Raw genomic sequence first — 23,182 nt, 5'->3', positions numbered from 1 at the left:
CAAGTCGCCGCAGGAGACGCTTGCCGTCGGTGCCGGCGAACCACTCCGCATGGCCGACGTAGTACTCGTGTGTGCGCCCTGCCGGCCGGCGGTTTCGACGGCTCCGCTCCCACCCGCTACAGCCGCCGCGGCCACATCTCCGGCAGCCGCAGCCTTCCGGGCCGTGACCTGCTGGACTCCGCGGGCCGCATGCTGCCCCGCACCGAACTCGCCGCCCGCGCCGACGCGGTCCTCCACGGCGCCGACTCACCGGTCGTCCTGTACCGCGGCGGCGGCATCTCGGCCGCGGGCACGGCACTCGCCCTCACCCTCCTCGGCCGGGACGGCATCGCCGTCTACGACGGCTCGCTGGAGGAGTGGTCCAAGGATCCGGCGCTGCCGCTGGAACTCGGCGGCTGAGGCGCTCGGCGAGCCGGGACTCCCCGGATCCGCTCAGCGGACGAGCTCTCCCACGAGCGCGGCGACCTGCTCCACCTCGATGAGGAAGCCGTCGTGGCCATAGGGGGACTCGATCAGCCGGAGGTCATCGGCGGTGGGGATGCCCGACGCAAGTTCCGCCTGCTGGGACGGTGGATAGAGGCGGTCGGAGTCGACCCCGGCCACGAGTGTTCTGGCGGTCACCTGGCGCAGGGCGGCGCGGATGCCGCCGCGGCCCCGGCCGATGTCGTGGCTGTTCATGGCCTCGGACAGGACGACGTAGCTGCCCGCGTCGAAGCGGCGCACCAACTTGGCGGCGTGATGGTCGAGATAGGACTCGACCTGGTACCGGCCGCCGCTCCAGGGGTCCTCCGTGCCCTGGGGCGTACGGCCGAAGCGAACGGCGAGTTCCGGCTCGCTGCGGTAGGTGACGTGGGCGAGCCGTCGGGCCAGGCCGAGTCCGGCGTGGGGTCCTTGACCGGTGTCGTGGTAGTGGCCGCCGCGCCAGTGCGGGTCTGCGCGGATGGCGTGCACTTGGATGTTCGCCCAGGCGATCTGCTCGGCGCTCGCCGCGGCCGTCGAGGCGAGCAGCAGCAGGGCGCCGGTGCGCTCGGGATACGACACGGCCCATTCCAGTGCCCGCATCCCGCCCATCGAGCCGCCGACCACCAGCGCCCACCGGTCGATACCCAGCGCGTCGGCCAGGTCGGCCTCGACAGCGACTTGGTCACGCTGGGTCAGGAAGGGGAAATCGCCGCCCCAGCGGCGGCCGTCCGGTGTGAGCGACGACGGCCCGGTACTGCCTTGGCAGCCGCCGAGGACGTTCGGCGCCACGACGAACCAGCGGTCCGTGTCCAGGGCCCGTCCCGGTCCGATGAGCCTGTCCCACCAGCCGGGGGTGGGGTGCCCGGGTCCGGCGGGGCCGGCCACGTGGCTGTCTCCGGTGAGGGCGTGCAGGACGAGGACCGCGTTGGACGCGTCCGACGCGAGCCGCCCCCACGTCTCGAACGCCAGCCGCGCGCCCGGCAGTTCACCGCCCGCCTCCAACGGAAGCGGCTTCTCGCGGGCGTACCACTGGCGACGCCCGGGCGGGTCCCCCTCCCGCCAGGCCCCGGTGGCCGGCGGGAGGGGGACCTCGGAGGGCGTCAATGCGGTGTTCAGGACGCGTCCTTGGCCGCGCGGAACCCGGTCTCCAGGTCCGCCTTGAGGTCGGCGAGGTTCTCGATGCCGACCGACAGCCGCACCAGGCCGGGGGAGGTGCCGGTGGCCGCCAACTGCTCCTCGTCGAGCTGGCTGTGGGTGGTGGACGCCGGGTGGATGATGAGGCTGCGGACGTCCCCGATGTTGGCGAGGTGGCTGAACAGCTCGACGGCGTCCACGAACCGCTTGCCCGCCTCGACGCCGTCCCGCAACTCGAACGAGACGATGGCACCGGCACCGCGCGGCAGGTACCTCTGCCCGGCCTCGTACCAGCGGCTGGACGGCAGTCCCGGGTAGTGGACAACCGCGACCTCGTCGCGCTGCTCCAGCCACTCGGCCAGTGCCTGGGCGTTCGCGGAGTGCCGCTCGATGCGCAGGCTCAGCGTCTCCACGCCCTGGAGCAGCAGGAACGCGGAGTGCGGGGAGAGCGCCGGGCCAAGGTCACGCAGCAACTGCACCCGGAGCTTGACGGCGAAGGCGCCGGGGCCGAGGGCGGGCCAGTACCGCAGACCGTGGTAGCTGGGGTCAGGCTCGGTGAAGTCGGGGAAACGGTCGGCGTGGGCGCCGAAGTCGAAGGTGCCGCCGTCCACGACGACACCCGCGATCGCGGTGCCGTGACCACCCAGGAACTTGGTCGCCGAGTGCACGACGATGTCCGCGCCGTGCTCGATGGGCCGCAACAGGTAGGGAGTCGGAACCGTGTTGTCCACGATCAGCGGCACGCCCGCCGCGTGCGCCACGTCCGCGACCGCCCGCACGTCCAGCACGTTGCCGCGCGGGTTGCCCAGCGTCTCCGCGAACAGCGCCTTGGTGTTCGGCCGGACCGCCGCCCGCCAGGCCTCGACATCGTCCGGGTCGTCCACGAAGGACACCTCGATGCCGAGCTTCGGCAGCGTGTGCCGGAACAAGTTGTACGTGCCGCCGTACAGCGACGTACTGGAGACGATGTGGTCCCCCGCGCTCGCCAGCGTCAGGATCGCCAGGGTCTCCGCCGCCTGCCCGGAAGACAGCGCCACCGCCGCGACCCCGCCCTCCAGCGCGGCGATCCGCTGCTCGAAGACGTCCTGGGTGGGGTTGTGGAGGCGGGTGTAGATGTTGCCGGGCTCGGCGAGCGAGAACAGATCGGCGGCGTGCTGGGTGTCCCGGAACACGAACGACGTCGTCTGGTAGATCGGCGTCGCCCGGGCGCCGGTCGTCGGGTCCGGCGCGGCACCCGCATGGATCTGCTTGGTCTCGAAGGACCACGCGGAGGTGTCGGGCCCGGCGGAGGTTTCCTCGGGGGTGTGGCCGGCGGTGACGGAGTCGATGGGCTGGCTCATGGTGCTGCTCCCTGTGCGGAGAGTGAGAGGGGGAAGGCGTGAGGGAACCGCAGCGCTGGAAGCCGCCCCCGACGGAAGGGCGGCGGTCAGCGTGAAGCGGTGAGGAAGATGCCGGTCAGAAGCCGGAGCGCGGCGTCAGCTCGCGGCGGAACAACCCGTGGTGGTGACACGCACGTAGTCCACGTGGCGGCGGGTCACGAGCACGGTCATGCAGCCAGATAACCACAGCGGCGGCGGTATCCGCCAGCACCACGAGGGTGTCTCACGTTGCGGGATGCGTGGTGGACGCCCCTTCCCGGGTGTGCTTTGATCCGGTCATGGAGACCACTGGCACGGCACACACGGTGCTGCTCGACCCGTTCTGGGTGAGCCGCCGCGCCGACCAGTTCGACCAGGTCTGTTGCTGATCGCCGTTCCACGGCTCGCGACCCGTACCCTCCCTCCTTCTCTTTCCGCCTGACCCCGCTTCTGCCACTCAACCTGCCGCCCCCTCCCGGCAGTTGTGATGCGCAGTCGGCCTGCCGTGCCGCGAAGGAATCCCCATGGCCCAGCCCCCAGCCCTGCCCGTCATCGACATCTCCCGCTTCCGCGCCCCGGACGCCGACCGTGACGCCTTCCTCGCCGAACTCCGTTCCGCCGCCCACGAAGTCGGCTTCTTCTACGTCACCGGGCACGGTGTCCCCGCACCACTGCGCGACGAGGTGCTGAGCGCGGCCCGCGCCTTCTTCGCGCTGCCCGAGGAGCGGCGACTGGAGATCGAGAACCTCAACTCGCCCCAGTTCCGCGGCTATACGCGCACCGGAACCGAGTACACGGCGGGCAGCGCCGACTGGCGGGAGCAGATCGACATCGGGCCGGAACGGGAGGCGCTCGATCTCGGCCCGGACGATCCCGACTACCTGCGTCTGATCGGTCCCAACCAATGGCCTTCCGCGCTACCGGAGTTGCGGGACATCGTGCTGCGCTGGCAGGCGGAGGCGCTGCGGGTGAGCCGTGAGGTGCTGCGGGCCCTCGCGGCCGCGCTCGGACAGGACGAGGGCTACTTCGACCAGTGGTTCGACGACGAGGCGGCCGTCCACGTGAAGATCGTGCACTATCCGCCGCGCGCCGCCGAGCACGCCGACCAGGGTGTGGGCGCGCACAAGGATTACGGCTATCTCGCGCTGCTCCAGCAGGACGAGGTGGGCGGGCTCCAGGTGCGGCGCGAGGACGGAGAGTGGATCGACGCGGTACCGGTGCCCGACGCCTTCGTGTTCAACATCGGCGAGATGCTGGAGATCGCCACCCAGGGCTATCTGAAAGCCACGCAACACCGGGTCGTCAGCCCGCAGGCGGGCGTGCACCGCTACTCGATCCCCTTCTTCCTCGGCCCGCGCCTCGACGCGGTCGTCAAGCCGCTGAACCTCCCTGCGGAACTGGCGGCGCTGAGCCGTGGCGTCACCGACGACCCGGACAATCCGCTGCTCGCGGCCTTCGGCGAGAACGCGGTCGTCGGCTGGCTCCGCTCCCATCCACGGGTCGCCGAACGCTGGTGGTCCGACGTACTGGAGAAGCGAGAGAGCCGATGAGCACCTGGGCCTTCGAGACCCGGCAGGTGCATGCCGGAGCGGTGCCCGACCCGGCCACCGGCGCGCGAGCGGTCCCGATCCACCCGGCCACCAGCTACGTCTTCCGGGACACCGCGCACGCCGCCGCGGCCTTCGAACTGGCCGACCTGACCACCCACGCCTACACGAGGCTGTCGAACCCGACCACCGCCGTGGCCGAGGAGCGGATCGCCGCCCTGGAGGGTGGAACGGCGGCGGTCGCCGTGGCCAGCGGACAGGCCGCGACGAGCCTCGCCCTGCTCAACCTGGCTCGCGCGGGCGACCACATCGTCGCCTCCTCGTCCCTGTACGGCGGCACCCGCACCCTCCTGGAGCACACGTTCGCCGACCTCGGCATCGACGTCACCTTCGTCGACGACCCGGACGACCTGGGCGCCTGGTACACGGCCGTACGCCCCACCACGAAGGCGTTCTTCGGCGAGACCCTCGGCAACCCGCGCGGCAACGTCCTCGACATCGAGGCGGTGGCCGGCATCGCCCATGAGACCGGCGTGCCCCTCGTCGTCGACAACACCGTGCTCACGCCGTACCTGCTACGGCCCTTCGAACACGGCGCCGACATCGTCGTGCACTCCACCACCAAGTTCCTGTCCGGCCACGGCACCGGCATCGGCGGGGCCGTCGTGGACAGCGGCCGCTTCGACTTCAGTGCCGATCCCGACCGCTGGCCGGGGCTGACCCACCCGGATCCGACGTACAACGGGCTGTCGTTCTGGGACTCCTTCTCCGGCCTCGGCCTCGCCTACGCGCTGCGGCTGCGAACCCGGCTGGTCCGGGATCTGGGGCCGGCCGTCTCGCCCTTCAACAGCTTCCTGCTCCTGCAGGGCGTGGAGACGCTCAGCCTGCGCATCGAACGGCACGTCTCCAACGCCCAGTCGCTTGCCGAGTGGCTGGAGCAGCAGCCGCAGGTCTCGCAGGTGCACTACCCCGGACTGTCCTCCAGCCCCTGGCACGTGCCGGCCAAACGGTACCTGCCGCGCGGCGCCGGAGCGGTCCTCGCCTTCGAACTGGCGGGCGGCCTGGAGGCGGGCCGACGGTTCGTCGAAGGGGTCCGGCTGTTCAGCCATCTCGCCAACATCGGCGACGTACGCAGTCTCGTCATCCACCCCGCCTCCACCACCCACGCCCAGCTGGACGCCCGTCAGCAGATCGCGGCCGGTGTCACGCCCGGCCTGGTGCGGCTGTCGGTCGGCCTGGAAGGCGTCGGCGATCTGATCGCCGACCTCGAAGCAGGCCTGCGGGCAGCCGTCGTATGAACCCCACCGCACGCACCCAGGGAGCAGGATCCGCCATGCGCCGCACCACCGCCCTCCGGCTCGCCGCCACCGCAGTCCTCGCCGGCCTGGCCGTGACGGCGTGCGGCACCGGTTCGGCAGACGACCCCGCGAACGCCGGACAGACCAGCCAGGCCGCCGAGCCCGCCGCCATCGACACCGGCGCCACGGTCGACGTACGCCTCGTCCTGGAGCCGACCAGCCTCGACATCGCCTCCACGGCGGGCGCGGCCCTCGACCAGATCCTGCTCGACAACATCTACCAGGGCCTGCTGACCCGCGACGAGAACAACAAGATCGAGCCGAGCCTGGCAACCGCGTACGACACGTCGCCGGACGGGCTCACCTACACCTTCCGCCTCGCGAAGAGCGCCACCTTCCACGACGGAACCAAGGTCACCGCGGCCGACGCCGTCTGGTCCCTGCAACAGGTCACCGCGAAGGGCTCGAAGAACCCCGACGCGGCGGCGCTCGCCTCGGTCAAGAGCGTCTCCGCCTCCGACGACCACACCGTCGTCGTCACGCTCAAGCACCGTGACACCGGCTTCACCTGGGGTCTGACGGGGCGGGCGGGCGTCGTCTTCAAGAAGGGGACGGACTTCTCCTCCCTCGCCGGGAACGAGAACGGCACCGGGCCCTTCGAACTGTCCGGCTGGAAGCGCGGTTCATCCATCACCTTCGTCCGCAACGACGCCTACTGGGGGAAGAAAGCCAAGGTCGCCAAGGTCGTCTTCCACTACATCAAGGACGACAACGCCGCGGGCAACGCCCAGCAGACGGGGCAGACCGACATCGAAACCGCCGCGGACGCGACCCTGCTCCAACCGTTCTCCGACAAGAGCAAGTACACCGTGCTACGCGGAGACACCACCGACAAGTTCACGCTCGCGTTCAACAACGCCTCCGGGCCGACCAAGGACGTGCGGGTACGGCGCGCCATCCGCCGGGCCATCGACAACGCCGGTCTCATCAAGGCCCTCGGCGGCGCGGCCAAGCCGGTCGGCGGCCCCGTCCCGGCCACCGACCCCGGCTACGAGGACCTCACCGCGATCGACGCCTACGACCCGGCGGGCGCCAAGAAGCTGCTCCGGCAGGCCGGTTACCGCAGCGGCCTGAAGCTCACCCTCCAGATCCCCAACATCTACCCGGCGGAGATCGGCGACTACCTCGCCTCCGAGCTCAAGCGGGTGGGCATCCAACTCACGGTGCGCCAAGTGGAGTTCCAGACCTGGCTCGACAGCGTCTACACCAAGCACGACTACCAGCTCAGCCTCGTCGACCACGCAGAAGCCCGCGACCTGAACAACTTCGCCAACCCCGCCTACTACTTCGGCTACGACAACGCGAACGTCCAGAAGTGGTATGCCGCCGCGCGGACAGCCTCCAGCGACGCCGAGCGGGACGCTCTGCTGAAGAAGGCCGCCAGGCAGGTCTCCGAGGACGCCGCCGCCGACTGGCTGTTCGTCAACCAGACCCTCACCGTCGTGCACAGCGGGGTCACCGGCGTGCCGCGCAACTTCACCAGCAACCGTTACGACCTCGCTGACCTCGCCGTGGCGAAGAAGAAGTGAGGCCCGCGTGACCCTGTATGTGCTGCGCCGGGCCGCACTGCTGGTGGTGTCCCTGCTCGCCGCCAGCGTGCTGATCTTCCTGGTGCTACGGCTGCTGCCCGGCGACATCGCCCAGACCATCGGCGGCATCAAGGCCACACCGGCCCAGGTCGCGGCCGTACGCCATGACCTGGGCCTGGACCGGCCGCTCGCCGCGCAGTACACCGGCTGGATCGGCGGAGTCGTCACCGGTGACTTCGGGCGGTCCGTCCTCGACGGTACGTCGGTGTCGGGGCAGCTCGCCGAGAAGTTCGCGGTGACCGGGCCGCTGGCCGCCGGCGCGGTCGTTCTCGCGCTCGCTTTCGCGGTGCCGTCGGGCATCGTCGCCGCCGTGCGCCGGGACTCGCGGCTCGGTGGCGCGGTGAACGCCTTCGGGCAGCTCGGCATCGCGTTGCCGACACTGTGGGTGGGGCTGCTGCTCGTCGTCGTGTTCGCCGTCCAGGTCCGCTGGCTGCCCGCGCAGGGGTTCCCCGTGGACGGCTGGGCCGAGCCGGGGCAGGCGCTGCGCAGCCTGGTCCTGCCCTGGCTGACCCTGGCCCTGTCCGAGGGCGCCGTCCTGCTGCGGTTCGTGCGCTCCGCCGTATTGGAGGTCCTGCACCAGGACTGGCTGCGCACCGCCCGGGCCAAGGGCCACACGCGCACCGGCGCGCTGGTGCGGCACGGGCTGCGCAACGCGGCGGTGCCCGTGGTGTCGGTGCTCGGCCTGCAGATCGCGGCGCTGGTCGCGGGGGCGGTCGTGGTGGAGCAGGTCTTCGTGCTGCCCGGCGTCGGCCAGATGCTGATCACGGATGTCGGTAACCGTGATCTGGACAAGGTGCAGGGCGAGATCCTGCTGCTCACGGGGGCGGTTCTGGTCATCGGGTTCCTCGTGGACCTCGCGCACCGGCTGATCGACCCTCGGCTGCGGAGCACCGTATGACCGTCTCCAGAGCACTCCTCAAGAGCCGCAGCGGCTCGGCCGGCCTGGTCCTCGTCGGCCTTCTCGTCCTGTCCGCCCTGGTCTCCCTCGTCTGGACGCCGTACGACCCCACCCTCGCGCGTCCCCGGGACGGCTGGCTACTGCCGTTCTCCGGCGGACATGTCCTCGGCACCGACCGGCTGGGCCGCGACGAGCTGAGCCAGCTGCTGGCCGGAGCGCGCGGCACTCTGCTGACCGCCCTGCTCGCGGCGGCGATCGCGGCTGTCGTGGGGCTCGCCCTGGCGCTGGCGGCGGTGCTCGTGCCGCGCTGGATCGGCGCCGCCGTCGTCCAGCTCACGGACGTGCTGATCGCGTTCCCCGTCCTGCTGATCGCGATGATCCTCACCGCGGTGTACGGCGGCTCCACCTGGACGGTGGTCACCGCGGTCGGCGTCGGCGCGGGCGTCAACCTCGCCCGGGTCGCCCGCGCCGAGGCGGGGCGGGTGCTGAACACCGACTATGTGCTGGCCGCGCTCGCCGCCGGGTCCGGCACCTGGCGCACCGTCCGCAAGCACCTGCTGCCGAACATCGCGCCCACCCTCGTCGTACAGCTCTCGCTGGTGCTGTCTGTGACGGTGCTCGCCGAGGCGGCCCTGTCGTTTCTCGGGTTCGGCGTGCCGGCGCCCGCGGTCTCCTGGGGGCGCATGCTGCACGAGCAGCAGCAGTACATCGCGGCCCGCCCGCTGCTCGTCATCTGGCCCGGGCTCGCCGTGGCCGCCTCCGTTCTCGGGTTCAACCTGCTCGGGGACGGGCTGCGCGAGGCGGCCGACGCACGCCTGCGCGTCCGGGAGGCATCATGAGCCTGCTGACGATCAACGGTCTGCGCGTGCGGATCGGTGGTGCGACTGTCATCGACGGGGTGAGCCTGTCGATGAACCCTGGTGAACGGCTCGCCCTGATCGGCGAGTCCGGCTCAGGCAAGTCGCTCACCGCACTCGCCGTGCTGGGACTCCTCCCGGACGGCGCCCGGGCAACCGGCAGCATCCGGCTCGACGGTCAGGAACTGCTCGGCCTCGGCGACAGGGAGCTGTCCCGGCTGCGCGGCGAGCGCATGGCCATGGTCTTCCAGGAACCCATGAGCGCCCTCAACCCCCTGATGCGCATCGGGAAGCAGCTCGCCGAGCCCCTGCGGCTGCACCGCGGGCTGAGCCGGCGCCAGGCCCGGGCCGCCGCCGTCGAACTCGCCGCACAGGTGGGCCTGCCGGACCCGGACCTGATCGTCCGTTCCTGGCCGCACCAGCTCTCGGGCGGCCAGCGTCAGCGCGCCGGCCTGGCCATGGCCCTCGCCACCCGCCCGGCCCTGCTCATCGCAGACGAACCCACCACCGCCCTCGACGTCACCGTCCAGGCCGACATGCTGAAGCTCCTCGACGACCTCGTCCGCGAGCACGGCACCTCCCTGCTGTTCATCAGCCACGACCTCGCCGTCGTCGCCCAGCTCTGCTCACGAGCCGCCGTGCTCAAGGACGGACGGCTCGTCGAGGAAGGTGCCACCGACACCCTCGTACGCAATCCCCGACACCCCTACACGCAGCAGCTGGTGGCGGCCGCCCGTGCCACGGGATCCGAGGAGGTCACCCGATGACACAGCTCCTGAAGGGCACTGGCCTCAGCCGCACCTTCCGGTTGCCGCGCACCTCGCTGTTCGCGCCCGCCGTTCACCGCCACGCCGTCCAGGACGTGTCGCTGGAGCTGAGGGAAGGCAACAGCCTCGGCATCGTGGGGGAGTCCGGCTCCGGCAAGTCGACCCTGGCCCGGCTCCTGCTCGCCCTGGACCGGCCCGACTCCGGAACAGTGCACTACCGCGGGCGCGAGGTGAAGCCAGGCAGGCTGCCCTGGTTCCGGCGCGAGGTCCAGGTCGTGCTGCAGGACCCGATGGGCTCCCTCGACCCGCGCGCCACCGTCCGCGACATCGTCGCCGAGCCGCTGGAGTGCCTGAGGATCCCCGGCGACCACGACGACCGGGTGGACGAACTGCTGCGCGCCGTCGGCCTGGACCCGTCCGTGCGCGGCCGGTATCCGCACGAGTTCTCCGGCGGACAGCGGCAACGCATCGCCATCGCACGCGCCCTCGCCCCCGGTCCGAAGGTCCTCGTCGGCGACGAACCGCTCAGCGCCCTCGACGTGTCGGTGCGCGCCCAGATCCTCGCCCTCCTCGACGACCTCGCGGAGGCGTACGGGCTGACCCTGCTGCTCGTCTCCCACGACATCGGCGTCGTACGGCGTCTGTGTACCGACGTGCTGGTGATGAAGGACGGCCGCGCCGTCGAACAGGGTCCGGCCGCGTCCGTCCTCGCCGATCCCCGACACCCGTACACACGCCGTCTCCTGGCCGCCGTACCCCGGCTGCCCGCATGACCGGGAGGACCGCATGACCGAACCCACCGCACGTCGGCTCACCCTGGGGGCCCTCGTCCACGGCTCCGGCGGCCACATCGCCGGCTGGCGGCACCCGGACGCCCGCCCCGACGGACAGCTCGACTTCGCCTTCCACGCCGACCTCGCCCGCACCCTCGAACGCGGCCGGTTCGACGCACTGTTCGTCGCCGACGTCGTCGCCGTCCGGGGCCACCAGCTCGACTCACTGTCCCGCACCGGCCGCGCCGAGCACTTCGAACCGCTGACGCTGCTGGCCGCGCTGTCGTTGGTGACCGAGCACATCGGCCTGGCGGCGACGGCGACCACGACCTACAACCACCCCTTCCACATCGCCCGCAAGTTCGCCTCCCTGGACCACATCTCGGGCGGCCGCGCGGGCTGGAACGCGGTCACCTCCGCCGTACCCCTGGAGGCGGCGAACTTCGGCCACGACAGCCACCTCGAACACGAGCTGCGCTACCACCGCGCGGAAGAGTTCGTACAGGTCGTCAAGGCGCTCTGGGACAGCTTCGACGACGAGGCGGTCGTACGGGACAAGGCGACCGGCCGCTACTACGACCCCAGCGGACTGCACACCCCGCACCACCGCGGCGAGCACTTCGCCGTCCGCGGCCCCCTGAACATCTCACGGCCGCCGCAAGGGCACCCGGTGGTCTTCCAGGCCGGATCCTCCGAGACCGGGCGGGAGTTCGCGGCCCGCCACGGGGAGGTCCTCTTCACGACTCAGCACGAGCAGGGCGCCGCACAGGCCTACTACGCCGACATCAAGGCGCGGGCTGCCGCCCATGGCCGCGACCCCGCCCATGTCCTGGTCTGGCCGGGCCTGTCCCCACTCGTCGCGCCCACCGAGACGGAGGCGCGGCGGCGCCTCGCCGAGCTCCAGGACCTCATCCACGACGACGTCGCCCGGCGTCTCGTCCAGGACAACATCGGTGACCTCGACCTGACGGACCACCCGGTGGACGGTCCGCTGCCGGACATCCCCGCGACCAACCGCAGCACATCGCGCCGCGATCCGCTGCTGAAGCTCGCCCACGACGAGAAACTGACGATACGGCAGCTCGCACACCGTTTCGCCGCGGGCTCCGCCGTCGCCGGCACGCCCGAGCAGATCGCCGACCACATCGAGACCTGGTTCCGCTCCTACGCGGCCGACGGCTTCAACATCTCCTTCCCCTATCTGCCCGGGCCCGCCGAGGACTTCGTGGACCAGGTCGTGCCACTGCTCCAGGAGCGGGGGCTGCTGCGCACCGAGTACGAGGGCGGCACCCTGCGCGAGAACCTCGGGCTGCCGCGTCCCGCCGCCCGTGACCGACACCTCCAGGAGACCGGACGATGAGCCGCCGCACCGGACAACTGCACCTCAACGCCTTCCTCAAACCGCCGGGGGAGTACCTGGCCGCCTGGCGGCACCCGGACACGGAGGCGGGCGCGGGCGTCGACATCCGCGAGGTCCTCTCCTTCGCGCGGACCGCCGAACGGGCCGCCTTCGACGCGGTGTTCCTCGCCGACCTCGTCGGCGTGCCGTTCGCGAGCGAGGACGTCCTGAGCCGGGTCAGCGTGGTCAACGACTCCTTCGAGCCGACGACGCTGCTGGCCGCGCTCGCCGCCGGCACCTCCCGCATCGGCCTCATCGCCACCGCCTCGACCAGCTACAACGAGCCCTACCACGTGGCCCGCACCTTCGCCTCCCTCGACCACATCTCCGGCGGCCGGGCCGGCTGGAACGTGGTGACCTCCCTCAATGACGCAGAGGCCCAGAACTTCGGCCTCGCGGCCCACCTCGACCACGCCACCCGCTACGACCGCGCCGAGGAGTTCCACGACGTGGTGACCGGGCTATGGGACTCCTTCGAGGACGATGCCTTCCGCCACGACCAGTCGAGCGGCGTCTACTTCGACCCCGCCAAGCTGCACGCGCTGAACCACGAGGGCAGACATCTGAAGGTGGCCGGTCCCCTCAACATCGCCCGGCCGCCGCAGGGACACCCGGTCGTCGTGCAGGCCGGCGCCTCCGAGGCAGGCAAGAACCTCGCCTCCCGTGTCGCCGACGTGATCTTCTCCGGCATCAGGGACCTCGGCCGGGCCCAGGAGTTCTACGCGGAAATCAAGGAGCGCGCCGCCGCCCACGGACGCGACCCGGACCACCTCAAAGTCCTTCCGGCCCTGTCCGTCGTCACCGCCCCCACCGAGTCGGAGGCCCGCGACAAGCTGGCCCGGCTCACCGAACTCCTGCCCCCGCAGGTCGCCCTGGCCGACCTGTCGTACTGGCTCGGCGGCTTCGACCTCAGCGCCTCTCCGCTGGACGGCCCGCTGCCCGAACTCCCCGTCTCCAACCAGTCGCACACCGCCCAGCAGCAGATCTACGAGGACGCCCGTCGCGACAACCTCACCATCCGCGACCTCGTCCGGCGCGTCGCGAACGACGACCGCACCATCACCGGCACGCCCCAGCAGATCGCCGACCACATCGAAGAGTGGTTCCACGGCCGCGCCGCCGACGGCTTCAACGTGATCTTCCCTTATCTGCCGGGCACCCTGGACGACTTCGCCGAGCTCGTGATCCCCGAGCTGCGCCGCCGCGGCCTGTTCCGCACCCACTACACGGGCCGTACGCTGCGCGACCATTTGGGCCTGCCGCGGCCGTCCCGGCGGTCGTAGTGCTCCCGGGAGACGACCGCGCCGCACGACGCGTGCTGCTGGTGTGCCTGGCCGCCGGCGCAACGACCCTGCTGGACCAGGCCGTTCTGAACATCGCGGTGCCGAGCATGCGGCAGTCGCTCGGGGCCACCGGGGCGGACGTCCAGTGGATCGTGGCCGGTTACTCGCTGGCCTTCGGCCTGGCCCTCGTCCCCGGGGGCAGCCTGGGCGACCTGCACGGGCGCAAGCGTCTCTTCATGGCCGGGGTGGCGGTCTTCCTGGCGGCAGGGGTGACGGCCGCGACCGGCGGCGGGCCGGTGACCCTGATCGGTGCCCGGCTGGTGCAGGGTGCGGCGGCCGGGCTCGTCAACTCGCAGGTGATCGCCACCATTCAGGACGTCTTCCACGGCGTCGACCGAGGCCGGGCCCTGGGCCTCTACGCGGTCACCGGCGGCGTGGCCACGGCCCTCGGCCCGCCGCTCGGCGGCGCGCTCGTCGCCGGGCTCGGCCCCGGGACGGGCTGGCGGTGCTGTCTGCTGCTGAGCGGACCGTGCGCCGTGCTCACCCTGGCCCTCGGGGCCCGCTGGCTGCCCCCGCCGCGGCGCACCGCCCGCGACTCCCGGCTGGACCTCCTCGGCCTCGGTCTGCTCTGCGGCTGCACGCTGGCGCTGATGGTGCCCTTCATCCGCACCCCGGACAGCGGGGGAGAGGCGCTCTTGTGGGCCATCGCCGTGTGCGTGCTGGCTGCCGTCCTCGCCGCGCATCAGCGTCTGCGGGTACGACGGGGCCGTCCGCCGCTGGTGCACCCGACCCTGACCTCGTCGAAACCGTATGCGCTGGGCACGGCGGTCGCGATGGCCCAGTTCGGCTCCTCACTGGCCGCGTTCCTCGTGCTCACCGTCTTCCTCCAGGACGGGCTCGGCCTGTCCGCTCTGCTCACGGCGGCGGTCACTCTCCCCGGGGCCGTCGGGATGGGCATCTCCTCGGCCCTCGCCTGGCGGCTCGTCCGGCGGATCGGACCGCGCACGGTGAGCGTCGGCCTGACCCTGGGCATCGGCGCCGCGCTGTCGGGGGTGGCGGTCGCCCTCTGGGTGCCGACGCCGGTGCTGCCCGCGGCTCTGGCCGGAACGCAGCTGATGTCCGGTGCCGCCGGAGGGCTCACCGTCTCGCCCAATCAGACCCAGGTGCTCCAGCACGCTCCGGCAGAGGCGGCGGGAGTGGGTGGCGGCATCCTGCAGATGGCCCAGCGCATCGCCGCGGCCATCTGCCTCAGCGCCGTCCCCGCGGTGTACCTGCACGTCGCGTCCGGTCCGCCGGGAGGCAGCCACGCCCGGGCCGGGTACGCACTGGCTTCCTGCGTCTGCGCCGGCCTGCTCGCCGCGGGTCTGCTGCTGTCCCTGCTGCGCCACGCCGCAACACCGCCCGGCCCGTCAGCAGCCGCGTCGGCGAACCGCACCGTCGTGGTCCCCCGCTCCAAGGAGACGACCTGACCACGTGGCGCGGGTGCCGCACCCGTCGACCCCCCTCATGAGCCATCCGTTGGCTCGCGGCGGCCGGAGCAACCCGGAGCGCGCTCTGCGGGCCCCGCGCCGCGCCGTGCGCCGTCTCGCCCCGGCCCGTGCCCGCGCTCCGCCCGCTGTGCCGGGCGCTCGCCGCCTGCCCGTCCGTACCGCGCGCTCGGGCTCCGAGCGGTTGTCGTATGCCCCGCGTTCCCCGGCGCTCCGCCCGGTCGACCGTCCCTGCCCCGGTCCCGTACCGCCGTGCGGGTCGGCCGCCGCCCGCCGCCCCAGCTCATTGCCGCGGCTCGCCGCCCGGCGGCTTGCCTCAGTCGCCTCCGCCGCCGGCCTTGTCCGGCCATCCCCCCGCCCCCCGCCCCCGCCCCGGCCGCCCCGTCCGCTTCTGCGCTCTGGGCCCTCGCCGGGCCCTCCCGGCCGTCGCCCTTTACCGCCGCCCGGCTACGTTGCCCGTCGTCGGCTGTCGGCCGTGAGCCGTCGGCTACCGGGCCGGGCGCCCGCCGGTTCCTGTCGCCACCGTCCGCCCGTACCCGCCGCCGGTTTCATGCCGCCGCGCGCACATGCGCCTGTTGCCGCCGCCCCGCCGCTCTCGGTCTTCGGCCGCGCCGTGCCGCCGCCCCGCCTTGCCTCCCGCGGCGCCCTGCCCGCCGCCCGTGCTGCCCCCCGCCGTTCTGCGGCCCCGCGGCGCCGTGCACGGAGGCCGTCTCCCGCTGTCCGGCCGCCGTGGCCCTGTCCGCGCCCCCTGACGAGGGTGCGCCATGAAACGGACAGACACGTCAAGCGGGTGGTGACCCTGTTGGCAGAGCCTGGTCGGCGGGCTGGTCCAGTTGCTGCTGGCGGCGTTGCTGTTCGTTGCGGTGCTTGTCGTAGCTGGTGAAGGCCGCTGCCAGCGTGATGGTGAAGACGATGGCCGTTGCGGGTATCCGCGGCGCCGACGGTTGTTGTGGACGCGCCGGTACTTGCGGCTGTCCTTGAGGTGCTGGCCTCGATCAGGACGTCACCACGGCGTCGGCGTACGTAGGCCTCGGCCCGGGAGAACCAGGCGCGGTAGTCCTCAGCCCTGACGGCAAGACCGCCCGCATCAACCCACATCAACGCGCCCGGAATCACTGTGGTCGATGTGCGCGCCTACGGATTCATGGACGAGCCTTTACCCGAATGTTCCCTTCTGGATGCCCTATGAATCAATCTTTTACCCGGGTTTCTCGGCGGGTCGTATGGGCCCAGCTGGCAGGGGGTATGGATCGGCTGCGGCGGGTACCGGAGGGGTCAACTCCGGGTGGGCCCTCGCGAGGACGTCGTCCAAACACCGGGTACTGAAGGAGTAGGCGCCGTGCTTTTCGGTCGCAGCAGTGAATTACACAGGTTCTCCTCTCTGGCGGCGGCCGCATTGCGGGGTAGAGGGAGTGCCGTGTTCCTCGGCGGGCGGCCCGGAATCGGGAAAAGCGCTCTCCTGGACGAGGTCGCACGGACGCACGCGACGGCGTTCCGGTTATTACGCGTCACAGGTCATTCCGACGAGGCGGCCCTGCCCTTCGCCGCCGCCGAGCGGCTGATCGCCCCCATACGCGGCAGCGTCGAAGGACTGCCGGGGCCGCAGCGGACGGCACTGCGCGTCGTCCTCGGGCTGGAGGAGGGCTCCGCCGACCCCTTCTTCGTCCGCATGGCAGTGACGGGGGCGTTGCAGGCGGCGGCGCGGAAGACGCCTCTGATGGTGCTCGTGGACGACTTCCACCTGCTCGACAGGGAATCGGCCGCGATCGTCTCCTTCCTCTCCCGGCGGATCGGAGGGGTCCCGCTCTGTCTGGTGTGCGCCGGAGCCGGCGCGGGAGGCCGGGCGGGGAGGGTCGACGGCGAGAGAATGACCCTTGGCCCGCTCAGCGAGTCGGAGAGCCTGGCCCTGGTGGAATGGCTGGTGCCCTCCAGCACGGCCGAGACGCGGAACCGATTCGTCGAGGCGTCGGGCGGGATCCCCCTCCTGCTGCGCGGCGCGTCGAGAGTCCTGACGTCCGTACGCCTCCCCGGGCACGGGTTGCGGCCGGACGGGCCCGCAGCACCGGCCGGCGCGGCGCCGGGCCACAGGGGGACCGTCGAACCGCCGGCCGGCATGGCGCCGTGCCGCGCGAGCACCGTGGAACCGCCGGCCGAACCGGTCGCCGCCAGTGTTTCCGCCCCGGTCGCGTGCCGCGTCCATATCCGGCCGGACCCCGGGGGCGCCCGGCAATCCCTGCCGGTCGTCGTGCGCCGCGCCATCGTCGGCGCCGCGCTGCCGGACCGGCTGCTCGGGCTCGGGGCATCGGCGGAACACCGCCCGCCACGGGGCACGGCGGCTCTCGAAGCGGTGGAACACGCCTTCGCACAAGGGAGGACCGAGCGTCTCGCGGAACTGCTCGACGAGGCGCGCACGGTGCGCGAGACCGGGCTGATGAATCGTTATGCCAGACTCCAGGGCCTCGTCACCCTCGTGACCCGCTCACCGGCCGCAGCGGTCGGAGAACTGCTGGCGGCGGCACGGATGACAGGCGCCGACGATCCCGCCTTCGCCGTCGACACGCTGAACATGGCGATCTCAGCCGCATGGCTGGCGGGGGACCCAGCTGTGCTCGAAGAGGCGCACAGCGCACGGGCGAAGCTGGTGGAGGCGGCGGGCACACGACCGCTGCCGGAGCGCACCGGCGACCCCGTTGCCCTGCGCGTTCTGGCCGGTCCACCGGACGCGGTCGACCGGACCCGCGCCACGGACCGTCCCGAGGATCCGGCGGCAGCGGGCAGCCGGACGGCGGCGACCGCTCCTCCGCCCGGCTGCCCGCTGCCGCCGGGCGACCCCGAACGGCACCGGGCCTTCTACACCGAGCTTCTGCGGCGTGCCCTGAAGGACGGTGAGTGGGGATCCGTCCCAGTGGCCGCTTACTGGGCCGCCTGCCTGGAAGCGTGGCTGGGCCGCTGGAACCAAGCCAGGGACCACATCCGCCAGGGTCTTTCGAGCGCGGAGCGCACCGGGCAGGTCATCCTCACCGGGTACCTGCGCAGCCTGAACGCCTGGCTGCACGCGGTGGTGGGCGAGGTGGCGGCCTGCCGTGCCGAGGCCGAGGCGTGCCTGAAGGACGCGGCCGTGCACGTCACGGACTCCGTCCGGCTGGCGGCCCAGGGCGCCCTGGCCTTCGCCGCGCTCAGCGAGGGTAGACCGGAGGAGGCGCCCAGGCTGCTGCCGTCGTCCCCCACCGGCGTGGCCGGGACCGCCCTGGGCGGTCGTGGCTCGCTCGCCGTGTTCGACATGATCGAGGCCGCCTACCGCACCTTCGAGACACCCCGGGCCAGGCAGATGCTGGACCTGTGGCGGCGGAGCGGACCGCAGGCACGTGCCTGCGGGACCGAAGCCCTGGTACTGCGTTGCGAGGCCTTGCTGGAGGAGGACCCCGACCGTATGGAGCGGATGTTCCACCAGGTGCTGGCCGTCGCGCATCCCAACGAGTTCGAGCGGGCCCGCACCCGGCTCCTGTTCGGCGAACGGCTCAGGAGAGCCCGGCGGACCCGGTTCGCACGCGAGGAACTGCTCGCCGCCGTCGAGACCTTCGGATTGGTCGGCGCCCCGCTGTGGGCCGACCGCGCCCAGCGGGAACTCGACGCCTGCGCGATACGCTCCTCGTCGGCGAAGGAGGGCTGGCACGCGCTCACGGCGCAGGAGCGGCAGGTGCTCCAGCTCGCGGGGCAGGGACTGACCAACCGGCAGATAGCCCAGGCACTGTTCATCAGCCCGCGCACCGTCGGATACCACCTCTACAAGGCGTATCCGAAACTCGACATCCAATCGCGCCGCCAGATCAGGGACGTGGTGCCGGGCGATGGACACGACGTCCCAGGACCGGCCGACGGGTGAGCGCCGGCCGCCAGGGCACGCCTGTGCGGGAGTCGGCCGGTGGCCGGCCGCCTGCCGCGCGGGACCCTCATGAGGCCATGTGTACGGTGTCCTCGGCCGAGCCGCGCGAGACTGGCCTGTTCGGGGCGGCCAGGCATGAGGGCGACGGTCCGTCGCCGGGCCATGCCGACGAGGTCGGCGGCCGACAGGCCCCTGGGGCGGTCGCGCGCGTCCTGGAGCAGCCGTTCCGCGGGACCGGTGATCGCCTCGTCCCCGAGGGGGCGTTCGGCGGGAAGACCCTCCGCGAGCGGGCCGCCGAGCGCGGCCCCCAGATCCGCCGTTCCGACGTCGCGCACCGTGATCGGCAAGTGGGCGGACAGCCCGCGCTTGCCCGTCGCGCAGTGCGCGAAACCGCGCGGCACGTAGAGCACCTCGCCGGCGTCGAGCGTGGTCCGCGGGATCTACGCGGGCTCGGGGCCCGCCGAGTCGATCGGGCCGGCGCGCCAGTCGGCGCCGTCCGGCCCCGGCCCAGTTCTCCGGCGAGCGCGGCAAGCGCCTCGCGTGTGGGCTCGTGCCAGTGGTCGACGGAGCGCAGCAGCAAAGTGGCGCCCTTCTCCAGCAGCGACCTGATCCTGCCGCCGTCGGCGAAACCGGCGGGAGCCGCCCGGGAGACCTGCCGCGTGCCGCTGTACGAACCCAGTGGGATCGGGCCCTCCTCCCATCATGTAGTTGCGACGCTCTGTAACCACTGGCGAGACCTGTGCCAGTCTGATGTTTCAGGTCGCCTGCCTGGCCAGCCTGTGCAGGGTCCGCGCGGCAGGTGATCCGGGGTCGGCCGTGATCAGGACGACTTCCTGGTCATCCTCGGGCACGAGCAGGACGTCACAGTTCAACCGCAGCGTGCCGGTCTCCGGGTGATCGAGGATCTTGGTGCGGTGCCCGGGGGCGTGGACCGGACGCGTCTGCCATATCTGTCGGAACTCCTCGCTGCTGGTGTGCAGTTCGGCCAGCAGAGCGGTCAGCTGCGGGTCATGCGGGTAGCGGTCGGCGGCCCGTCGCAGCCGCGCCACCACAATGTGCCCGAACTCCTCGGCGCTGGAGCTCTCGTACATCCGCCCCTGGCCAAGGAAGCGGCGCCGGGCCAGGTTCGTCCTCCCGCCTCCGAGATCTCCGCCGAGCAGTGCCTGGGCCAGGGGGTTCCAGGCGACGACTCCGTACGCCGCGTCAGTGACGATGGCACCGGTCTCCGGCAGCCGCTCCAGCATCCGGGCCACATGCGGGCGTACCCGCCGCACGGCGCTGATGCCGGGCGGCGCGCTCGATCCCGCCAGGCGGAACAGGTGGCTGCGCTCGGCCGGCGTGAGCCGTAGTGCCTGGGACAACGCGTCCAGGATCCGGGTGGACGGCCGCGGGCCCCGGGCCTGCTCCAGCCGCGTGTAGTAGTCGACCGACATGTGGGCGAGTTCCGCCACCTCTTCGCGGCGCAGGCCCGGTGTCCGGCGATCGGTGCCCGTCGCCGTCAGGCCGATCTCGTGTGGACGCAGGCCCGCCCGGCGGTCCCGCAGGAAGCGGGCCAGCTCTTGCCGTGCCATGCCGCTTCCTCCCACTGCCTGGTACAGGTTGTCCCTGGCAGGGCGCCCACAGCCAGGGAACGGTAGTTGCCATGAACGATCGCACAGCTCTGGTCACCGGTGCCAACAAGGGCATCGGCAAGCACATCGCCCGGCTCCTCGCCGCCGAGGGCCTCACCGTGTACGTGGGCTCTCGCGACCGCGGGCTCGGACAGCGAGCCGTCGAGGAGATCGGCGCAGGCGCCCGCCTGCTGGTCCTCGACGTGACAGATCTTGACGGCATCGCACGGGCCGCGACCCAGGTGGACCGTCTGGACGTGCTGGTCAACAACGCCGGGATCTCACCGTCACTCGCCCCGCCGGCCGACACGAGCGTCGAGGAGTTCCGGCGCACATACGAGACCAACGTCTTCGGGGTGGTGGCGGTGACCAATGCCTTCCTGCCCGCCCTGCGCCGGTCCCCGCATCCGCGCATCGTCAACATCTCCAGCGGCACCGCATCGCTGACCTGGAGCACGAACCCCAACCCCCAGTTCACCCCGGGAAGCGGTGGCGCCGCCGCCTACCGGTCGTCCAAGGCCGCCCTCAACGCCCTCACCGTCCTGTACGCCCAGACGCTGGCCCAGGACGGCTTCAAGGTCAACGCGCTCGCCCCCGGCATGCGGGCCACCGACCTCAACCCGCTGGCCGCCGCTGCCGGCGACGACCCGGCCGAGGCCGCCCAGGGAGCCGCCCGCCTGGCCCTGCTGCCAGACGACGGTCCCACCGGCGGCTTCTTCTCCTGGGACGGAACGCCCGTGCCCTGGTGAGCGGCGCTGAGCTCCCGGGCGACGGCACACAGAACACGGCGGCCCGGTCCCGCGCATGTGTGCGCGGGACCGTTTTCTGGCGTCAGTACACGTCACCTTGCCTGCTGGTCGGTCACTTCGCCTGGGCGAGCCAGACCGCGTCGGGACCGGCCGGGAATCGCAGCTGGCCGGTCGTGTCGTGCACGGCTCGCCACACGGTCTCGGCGACATCGGTCTCCTTGGTGAACAGGTCCTGGCCTGTGAAGGAGTCCATGGCCTTCTTCGCCCACGCTGCATAGGGCGCCGGGACCAGCTCGTCCAGTGAGGCGCTATTCGTCGCCCTGGTGGCGAAGTTCGTCGTGAGGCAGGCGCCTGGCTCGACCGTCTTCGCCTGCACACCGAACGGCGCGAGTTCGAGCGCGAGGGACGAGGTGAACCCCTCGATGGCCATCTTGCTCGCCTTGTAGACGGCTGTGAGCGGCATGTGGCCCAGCACCACGCTGGAGGTCACGTTGATCACCACGCCGGAGCCGCGCTCGCGGAACTGGGGCAGCACCGCCTGCGAGGTCGCCATCACACCGAAGGTGTTGGTCTCGAACACCTCCCGTACCCGGGCCATGGGGGTGCCCTCGAACACACCGATCGAGGGGACGCCCGCATTGTTGACCAGGACGTCGATGGGTCCCGCCGCCTCAAGCGCGGCCGTGATGCTCGCGGGCTTGGTCACGTCGAGTTCGACGACACGGAGCCGGTCCGACTCGGGCAGGACGCCCGCACGGGGGGTGCGCATCGTGGCGATGACGTTCCACCCCTGCGCGTGGAAGTGGAGGGCGGTCGCCCGGCCGTATCCGGACGACGTACCCGTGATCAGAACTGTCTTCATGCTGTGCCCCTCGGCGATGTGATGGGATCCGCGGAGCGCAGTCACGTTCCTGCTCCGCAGAAGAACTGGTAATCCCATTGAATCGCCCTGACCTGCGGAAATAGTAGAACTATCCTCGCTCGCCCTTGCACAATCCTCCTCCGCGGTTGCATCCCGCTCAGGGCAGGACACCGGCGGGGGCACGCACGGCGTCGCGCAGGCGGGCGGCGTCCCGGCTGGGCGGCGCGCCGAACTGGCGGCGGTATTCCCGGCTGAACTGTGACGGGTTGTCATAGCCGACGCGGTGACCGACCCCGGTGACGTCGCCCGGGTGGGTGGCGAGCAGCAGCCGGGCCTCCTGCAGCCTGATCTGCTTCTGGAACTGGATGGGGCTCATCGCGGTCACCGCCTGGAAGTTGCGGTAAAAGGCGGAGACGCTCATGCCGGACAGCCGCGCCACGTCCTCGACCCGGAAGGGCTGCGCGTAGTGCTCGCGAATCCAGCGCACGGCCCGGGAGACGTGGCTGAGGCTGCTGTCGGCCAGGCCGAGCTGGCGAACCGTCGCACCCTGCTCGCCGGTGATCAGGCGCCACAGGATCTCGCGCTTGACCAGCGGGGCCAGTACGGCCCGGTCGCGGGGTTCGTCCAGCAGGCGCAGCAGCCGGACCACCGCGTCGAGCAACGGGGCCGAAGCGTCGCTGACGGCGATCCCCGACGGAGTGCCTCCGTCGGCGCGAGGAGTGTCTCCGGGCCCGGCCTGCAGCAGCAACTCGGCGACGGCGGACGGTTCCAGCACGAGACCGAACCCCAGCGCCGGCAGCTCGGGGTCGGCCTGGGTGAACTGTCCGGTGACGGGCAGGTCGACGGAGGCGACCAGGTACTGCCCTGGGCCGTACTCGTACACCCGGTCGCCCAGGGCGAGTCGTTTGGCGCCCTGGGCGATGACCGCCAGCACCGTGCCCGACATCGAGGGCGACGGCGGATCGGACCGGTCGACCTTCGAGATGAGGACGCCGTCGATGGCGGTGGTCCAGTCGGGCCGGGCATGCCGGGCCAGCAGGGTGCGGAGCTCTTCGAGGTACATGCCTCCATTGCAGCACCATTCGGCACCACGACTCCCGTGACCGAGAGGATCGTGCAAGTACGAGCGAGCATCGTTCTAACGTTTTCGCAGGTCACATGGGTTG

The 23,182-nt window shown here is 71.7% G+C and carries 18 protein-coding genes; 13 read left to right on the top strand and 5 right to left on the bottom strand.

What is annotated here, in order from left to right; all coding sequences use genetic code 11:
* Positions 1–69: 69 nt before the first annotated feature.
* A complete protein-coding gene (locus tag AQJ11_RS33540; protein WP_059265701.1) occupies positions 70–399 on the top strand; it encodes a sulfurtransferase in 330 nt (109 codons plus the stop codon).
* 33 nt (positions 400–432) lie between these two features.
* Here AQJ11_RS33540 and metX read toward each other — a convergent pair whose 3' ends face one another.
* Positions 433–1,566 (bottom strand): homoserine O-acetyltransferase MetX, encoded by a 1,134-nt coding sequence (metX, locus tag AQJ11_RS33535; protein WP_079082513.1) that lies wholly within the window; start codon positions 1,564–1,566, stop codon positions 433–435.
* An 8-nt stretch (positions 1,567–1,574) separates the two neighbouring features.
* Positions 1,575–2,936, bottom strand: a complete 1,362-nt coding sequence (locus AQJ11_RS33530; protein ID WP_079082512.1) for a bifunctional o-acetylhomoserine/o-acetylserine sulfhydrylase — start codon at positions 2,934–2,936, stop codon at positions 1,575–1,577.
* A 542-nt stretch (positions 2,937–3,478) separates the two neighbouring features.
* Between AQJ11_RS33530 and AQJ11_RS33525 the strand changes: the two genes are divergently transcribed.
* The 11 genes from AQJ11_RS33525 (at position 3,479) to AQJ11_RS33475 (ending at position 18,795) form a co-directional block, all read left to right on the top strand.
* Positions 3,479–4,504 (top strand): isopenicillin N synthase family dioxygenase, encoded by a 1,026-nt coding sequence (locus AQJ11_RS33525; protein ID WP_059265700.1) that lies wholly within the window; start codon positions 3,479–3,481, stop codon positions 4,502–4,504.
* Positions 4,501–5,799 carry an O-acetylhomoserine aminocarboxypropyltransferase/cysteine synthase family protein gene (locus tag AQJ11_RS33520; protein ID WP_059265699.1) on the top strand — a complete coding sequence of 433 codons (1,299 nt, stop codon included), beginning with the start codon at positions 4,501–4,503 and terminating at the stop codon, positions 5,797–5,799. The genes AQJ11_RS33525 and AQJ11_RS33520 overlap by 4 nt, the downstream gene beginning before the upstream one ends.
* Before the next feature lie 35 nt (positions 5,800–5,834).
* On the top strand, positions 5,835–7,388 hold the full coding sequence (locus AQJ11_RS33515) for an ABC transporter substrate-binding protein (protein ID WP_059265698.1): 1,554 nt from the start codon (positions 5,835–5,837) through the stop codon (positions 7,386–7,388).
* A gap of 7 nt (positions 7,389–7,395) precedes the next feature.
* Complete coding sequence (locus tag AQJ11_RS33510) at positions 7,396–8,346, top strand: ABC transporter permease (protein ID WP_059265697.1); 951 nt, start codon at positions 7,396–7,398, stop codon at positions 8,344–8,346.
* A complete protein-coding gene (locus tag AQJ11_RS33505; protein ID WP_059265696.1) occupies positions 8,343–9,185 on the top strand; it encodes an ABC transporter permease in 843 nt (280 codons plus the stop codon). Before AQJ11_RS33510 ends, AQJ11_RS33505 begins: the two co-directional genes overlap by 4 nt.
* The gene (locus tag AQJ11_RS33500) at positions 9,182–9,970 is read left to right on the top strand and encodes an ATP-binding cassette domain-containing protein (protein ID WP_059265695.1); all 789 of its coding nucleotides are present in this window, start codon (positions 9,182–9,184) and stop codon (positions 9,968–9,970) included. Before AQJ11_RS33505 ends, AQJ11_RS33500 begins: the two co-directional genes overlap by 4 nt.
* On the top strand, positions 9,967–10,743 hold the full coding sequence (locus AQJ11_RS33495) for an ATP-binding cassette domain-containing protein (RefSeq protein WP_014669969.1): 777 nt from the start codon (positions 9,967–9,969) through the stop codon (positions 10,741–10,743). Before AQJ11_RS33500 ends, AQJ11_RS33495 begins: the two co-directional genes overlap by 4 nt.
* 13 nt (positions 10,744–10,756) lie before the next feature.
* On the top strand, positions 10,757–12,103 hold the full coding sequence (locus tag AQJ11_RS33490) for an LLM class flavin-dependent oxidoreductase (RefSeq protein ID WP_059265694.1): 1,347 nt from the start codon (positions 10,757–10,759) through the stop codon (positions 12,101–12,103).
* Complete coding sequence (locus AQJ11_RS33485) at positions 12,100–13,425, top strand: LLM class flavin-dependent oxidoreductase (RefSeq protein WP_059265693.1); 1,326 nt, start codon at positions 12,100–12,102, stop codon at positions 13,423–13,425. The genes AQJ11_RS33490 and AQJ11_RS33485 overlap by 4 nt, the downstream gene beginning before the upstream one ends.
* Positions 13,425–14,894 carry an MFS transporter gene (locus tag AQJ11_RS33480; protein ID WP_244218464.1) on the top strand — a complete coding sequence of 490 codons (1,470 nt, stop codon included), beginning with the start codon at positions 13,425–13,427 and terminating at the stop codon, positions 14,892–14,894. The genes AQJ11_RS33485 and AQJ11_RS33480 overlap by 1 nt, the downstream gene beginning before the upstream one ends.
* A gap of 1,303 nt (positions 14,895–16,197) precedes the next feature.
* Entirely contained in the window at positions 16,198–18,795 is a 2,598-nt protein-coding gene (locus tag AQJ11_RS33475; protein WP_341846302.1) for a helix-turn-helix transcriptional regulator, read from the top strand.
* Between the two features lie 755 nt (positions 18,796–19,550).
* Here AQJ11_RS33475 and AQJ11_RS33470 read toward each other — a convergent pair.
* A complete protein-coding gene (locus AQJ11_RS33470; protein WP_059265690.1) occupies positions 19,551–20,366 on the bottom strand; it encodes a helix-turn-helix transcriptional regulator in 816 nt (271 codons plus the stop codon).
* Positions 20,367–20,437: 71 nt separating this feature from the next.
* Here AQJ11_RS33470 and AQJ11_RS33465 point away from each other — a divergent pair, with 71 nt between their 5' ends.
* Positions 20,438–21,154, top strand: a complete 717-nt coding sequence (locus AQJ11_RS33465) for an SDR family oxidoreductase (protein WP_059265689.1) — start codon at positions 20,438–20,440, stop codon at positions 21,152–21,154.
* Positions 21,155–21,266: 112 nt separating this feature from the next.
* Here AQJ11_RS33465 and AQJ11_RS33460 read toward each other — a convergent pair whose 3' ends face one another.
* Positions 21,267–22,016, bottom strand: coding sequence for an SDR family oxidoreductase (locus AQJ11_RS33460; protein WP_059265688.1), 750 nt, complete (start codon positions 22,014–22,016; stop codon positions 21,267–21,269).
* A gap of 157 nt (positions 22,017–22,173) precedes the next feature.
* Positions 22,174–23,079 carry an AraC family transcriptional regulator gene (locus AQJ11_RS33455; protein ID WP_014669978.1) on the bottom strand — a complete coding sequence of 302 codons (906 nt, stop codon included), beginning with the start codon at positions 23,077–23,079 and terminating at the stop codon, positions 22,174–22,176.
* Positions 23,080–23,182 lie beyond the last annotated feature (103 nt).

It is taken from the genome of Streptomyces corchorusii (genome assembly GCF_001514055.1).
Taxonomy (GTDB): Bacteria; Actinomycetota; Actinomycetes; order Streptomycetales; family Streptomycetaceae; genus Streptomyces; species Streptomyces olivaceoviridis.
Note: the sequence above shows the minus strand (reverse complement) of the source record. Positions and strands in the feature narration are given on the sequence as shown.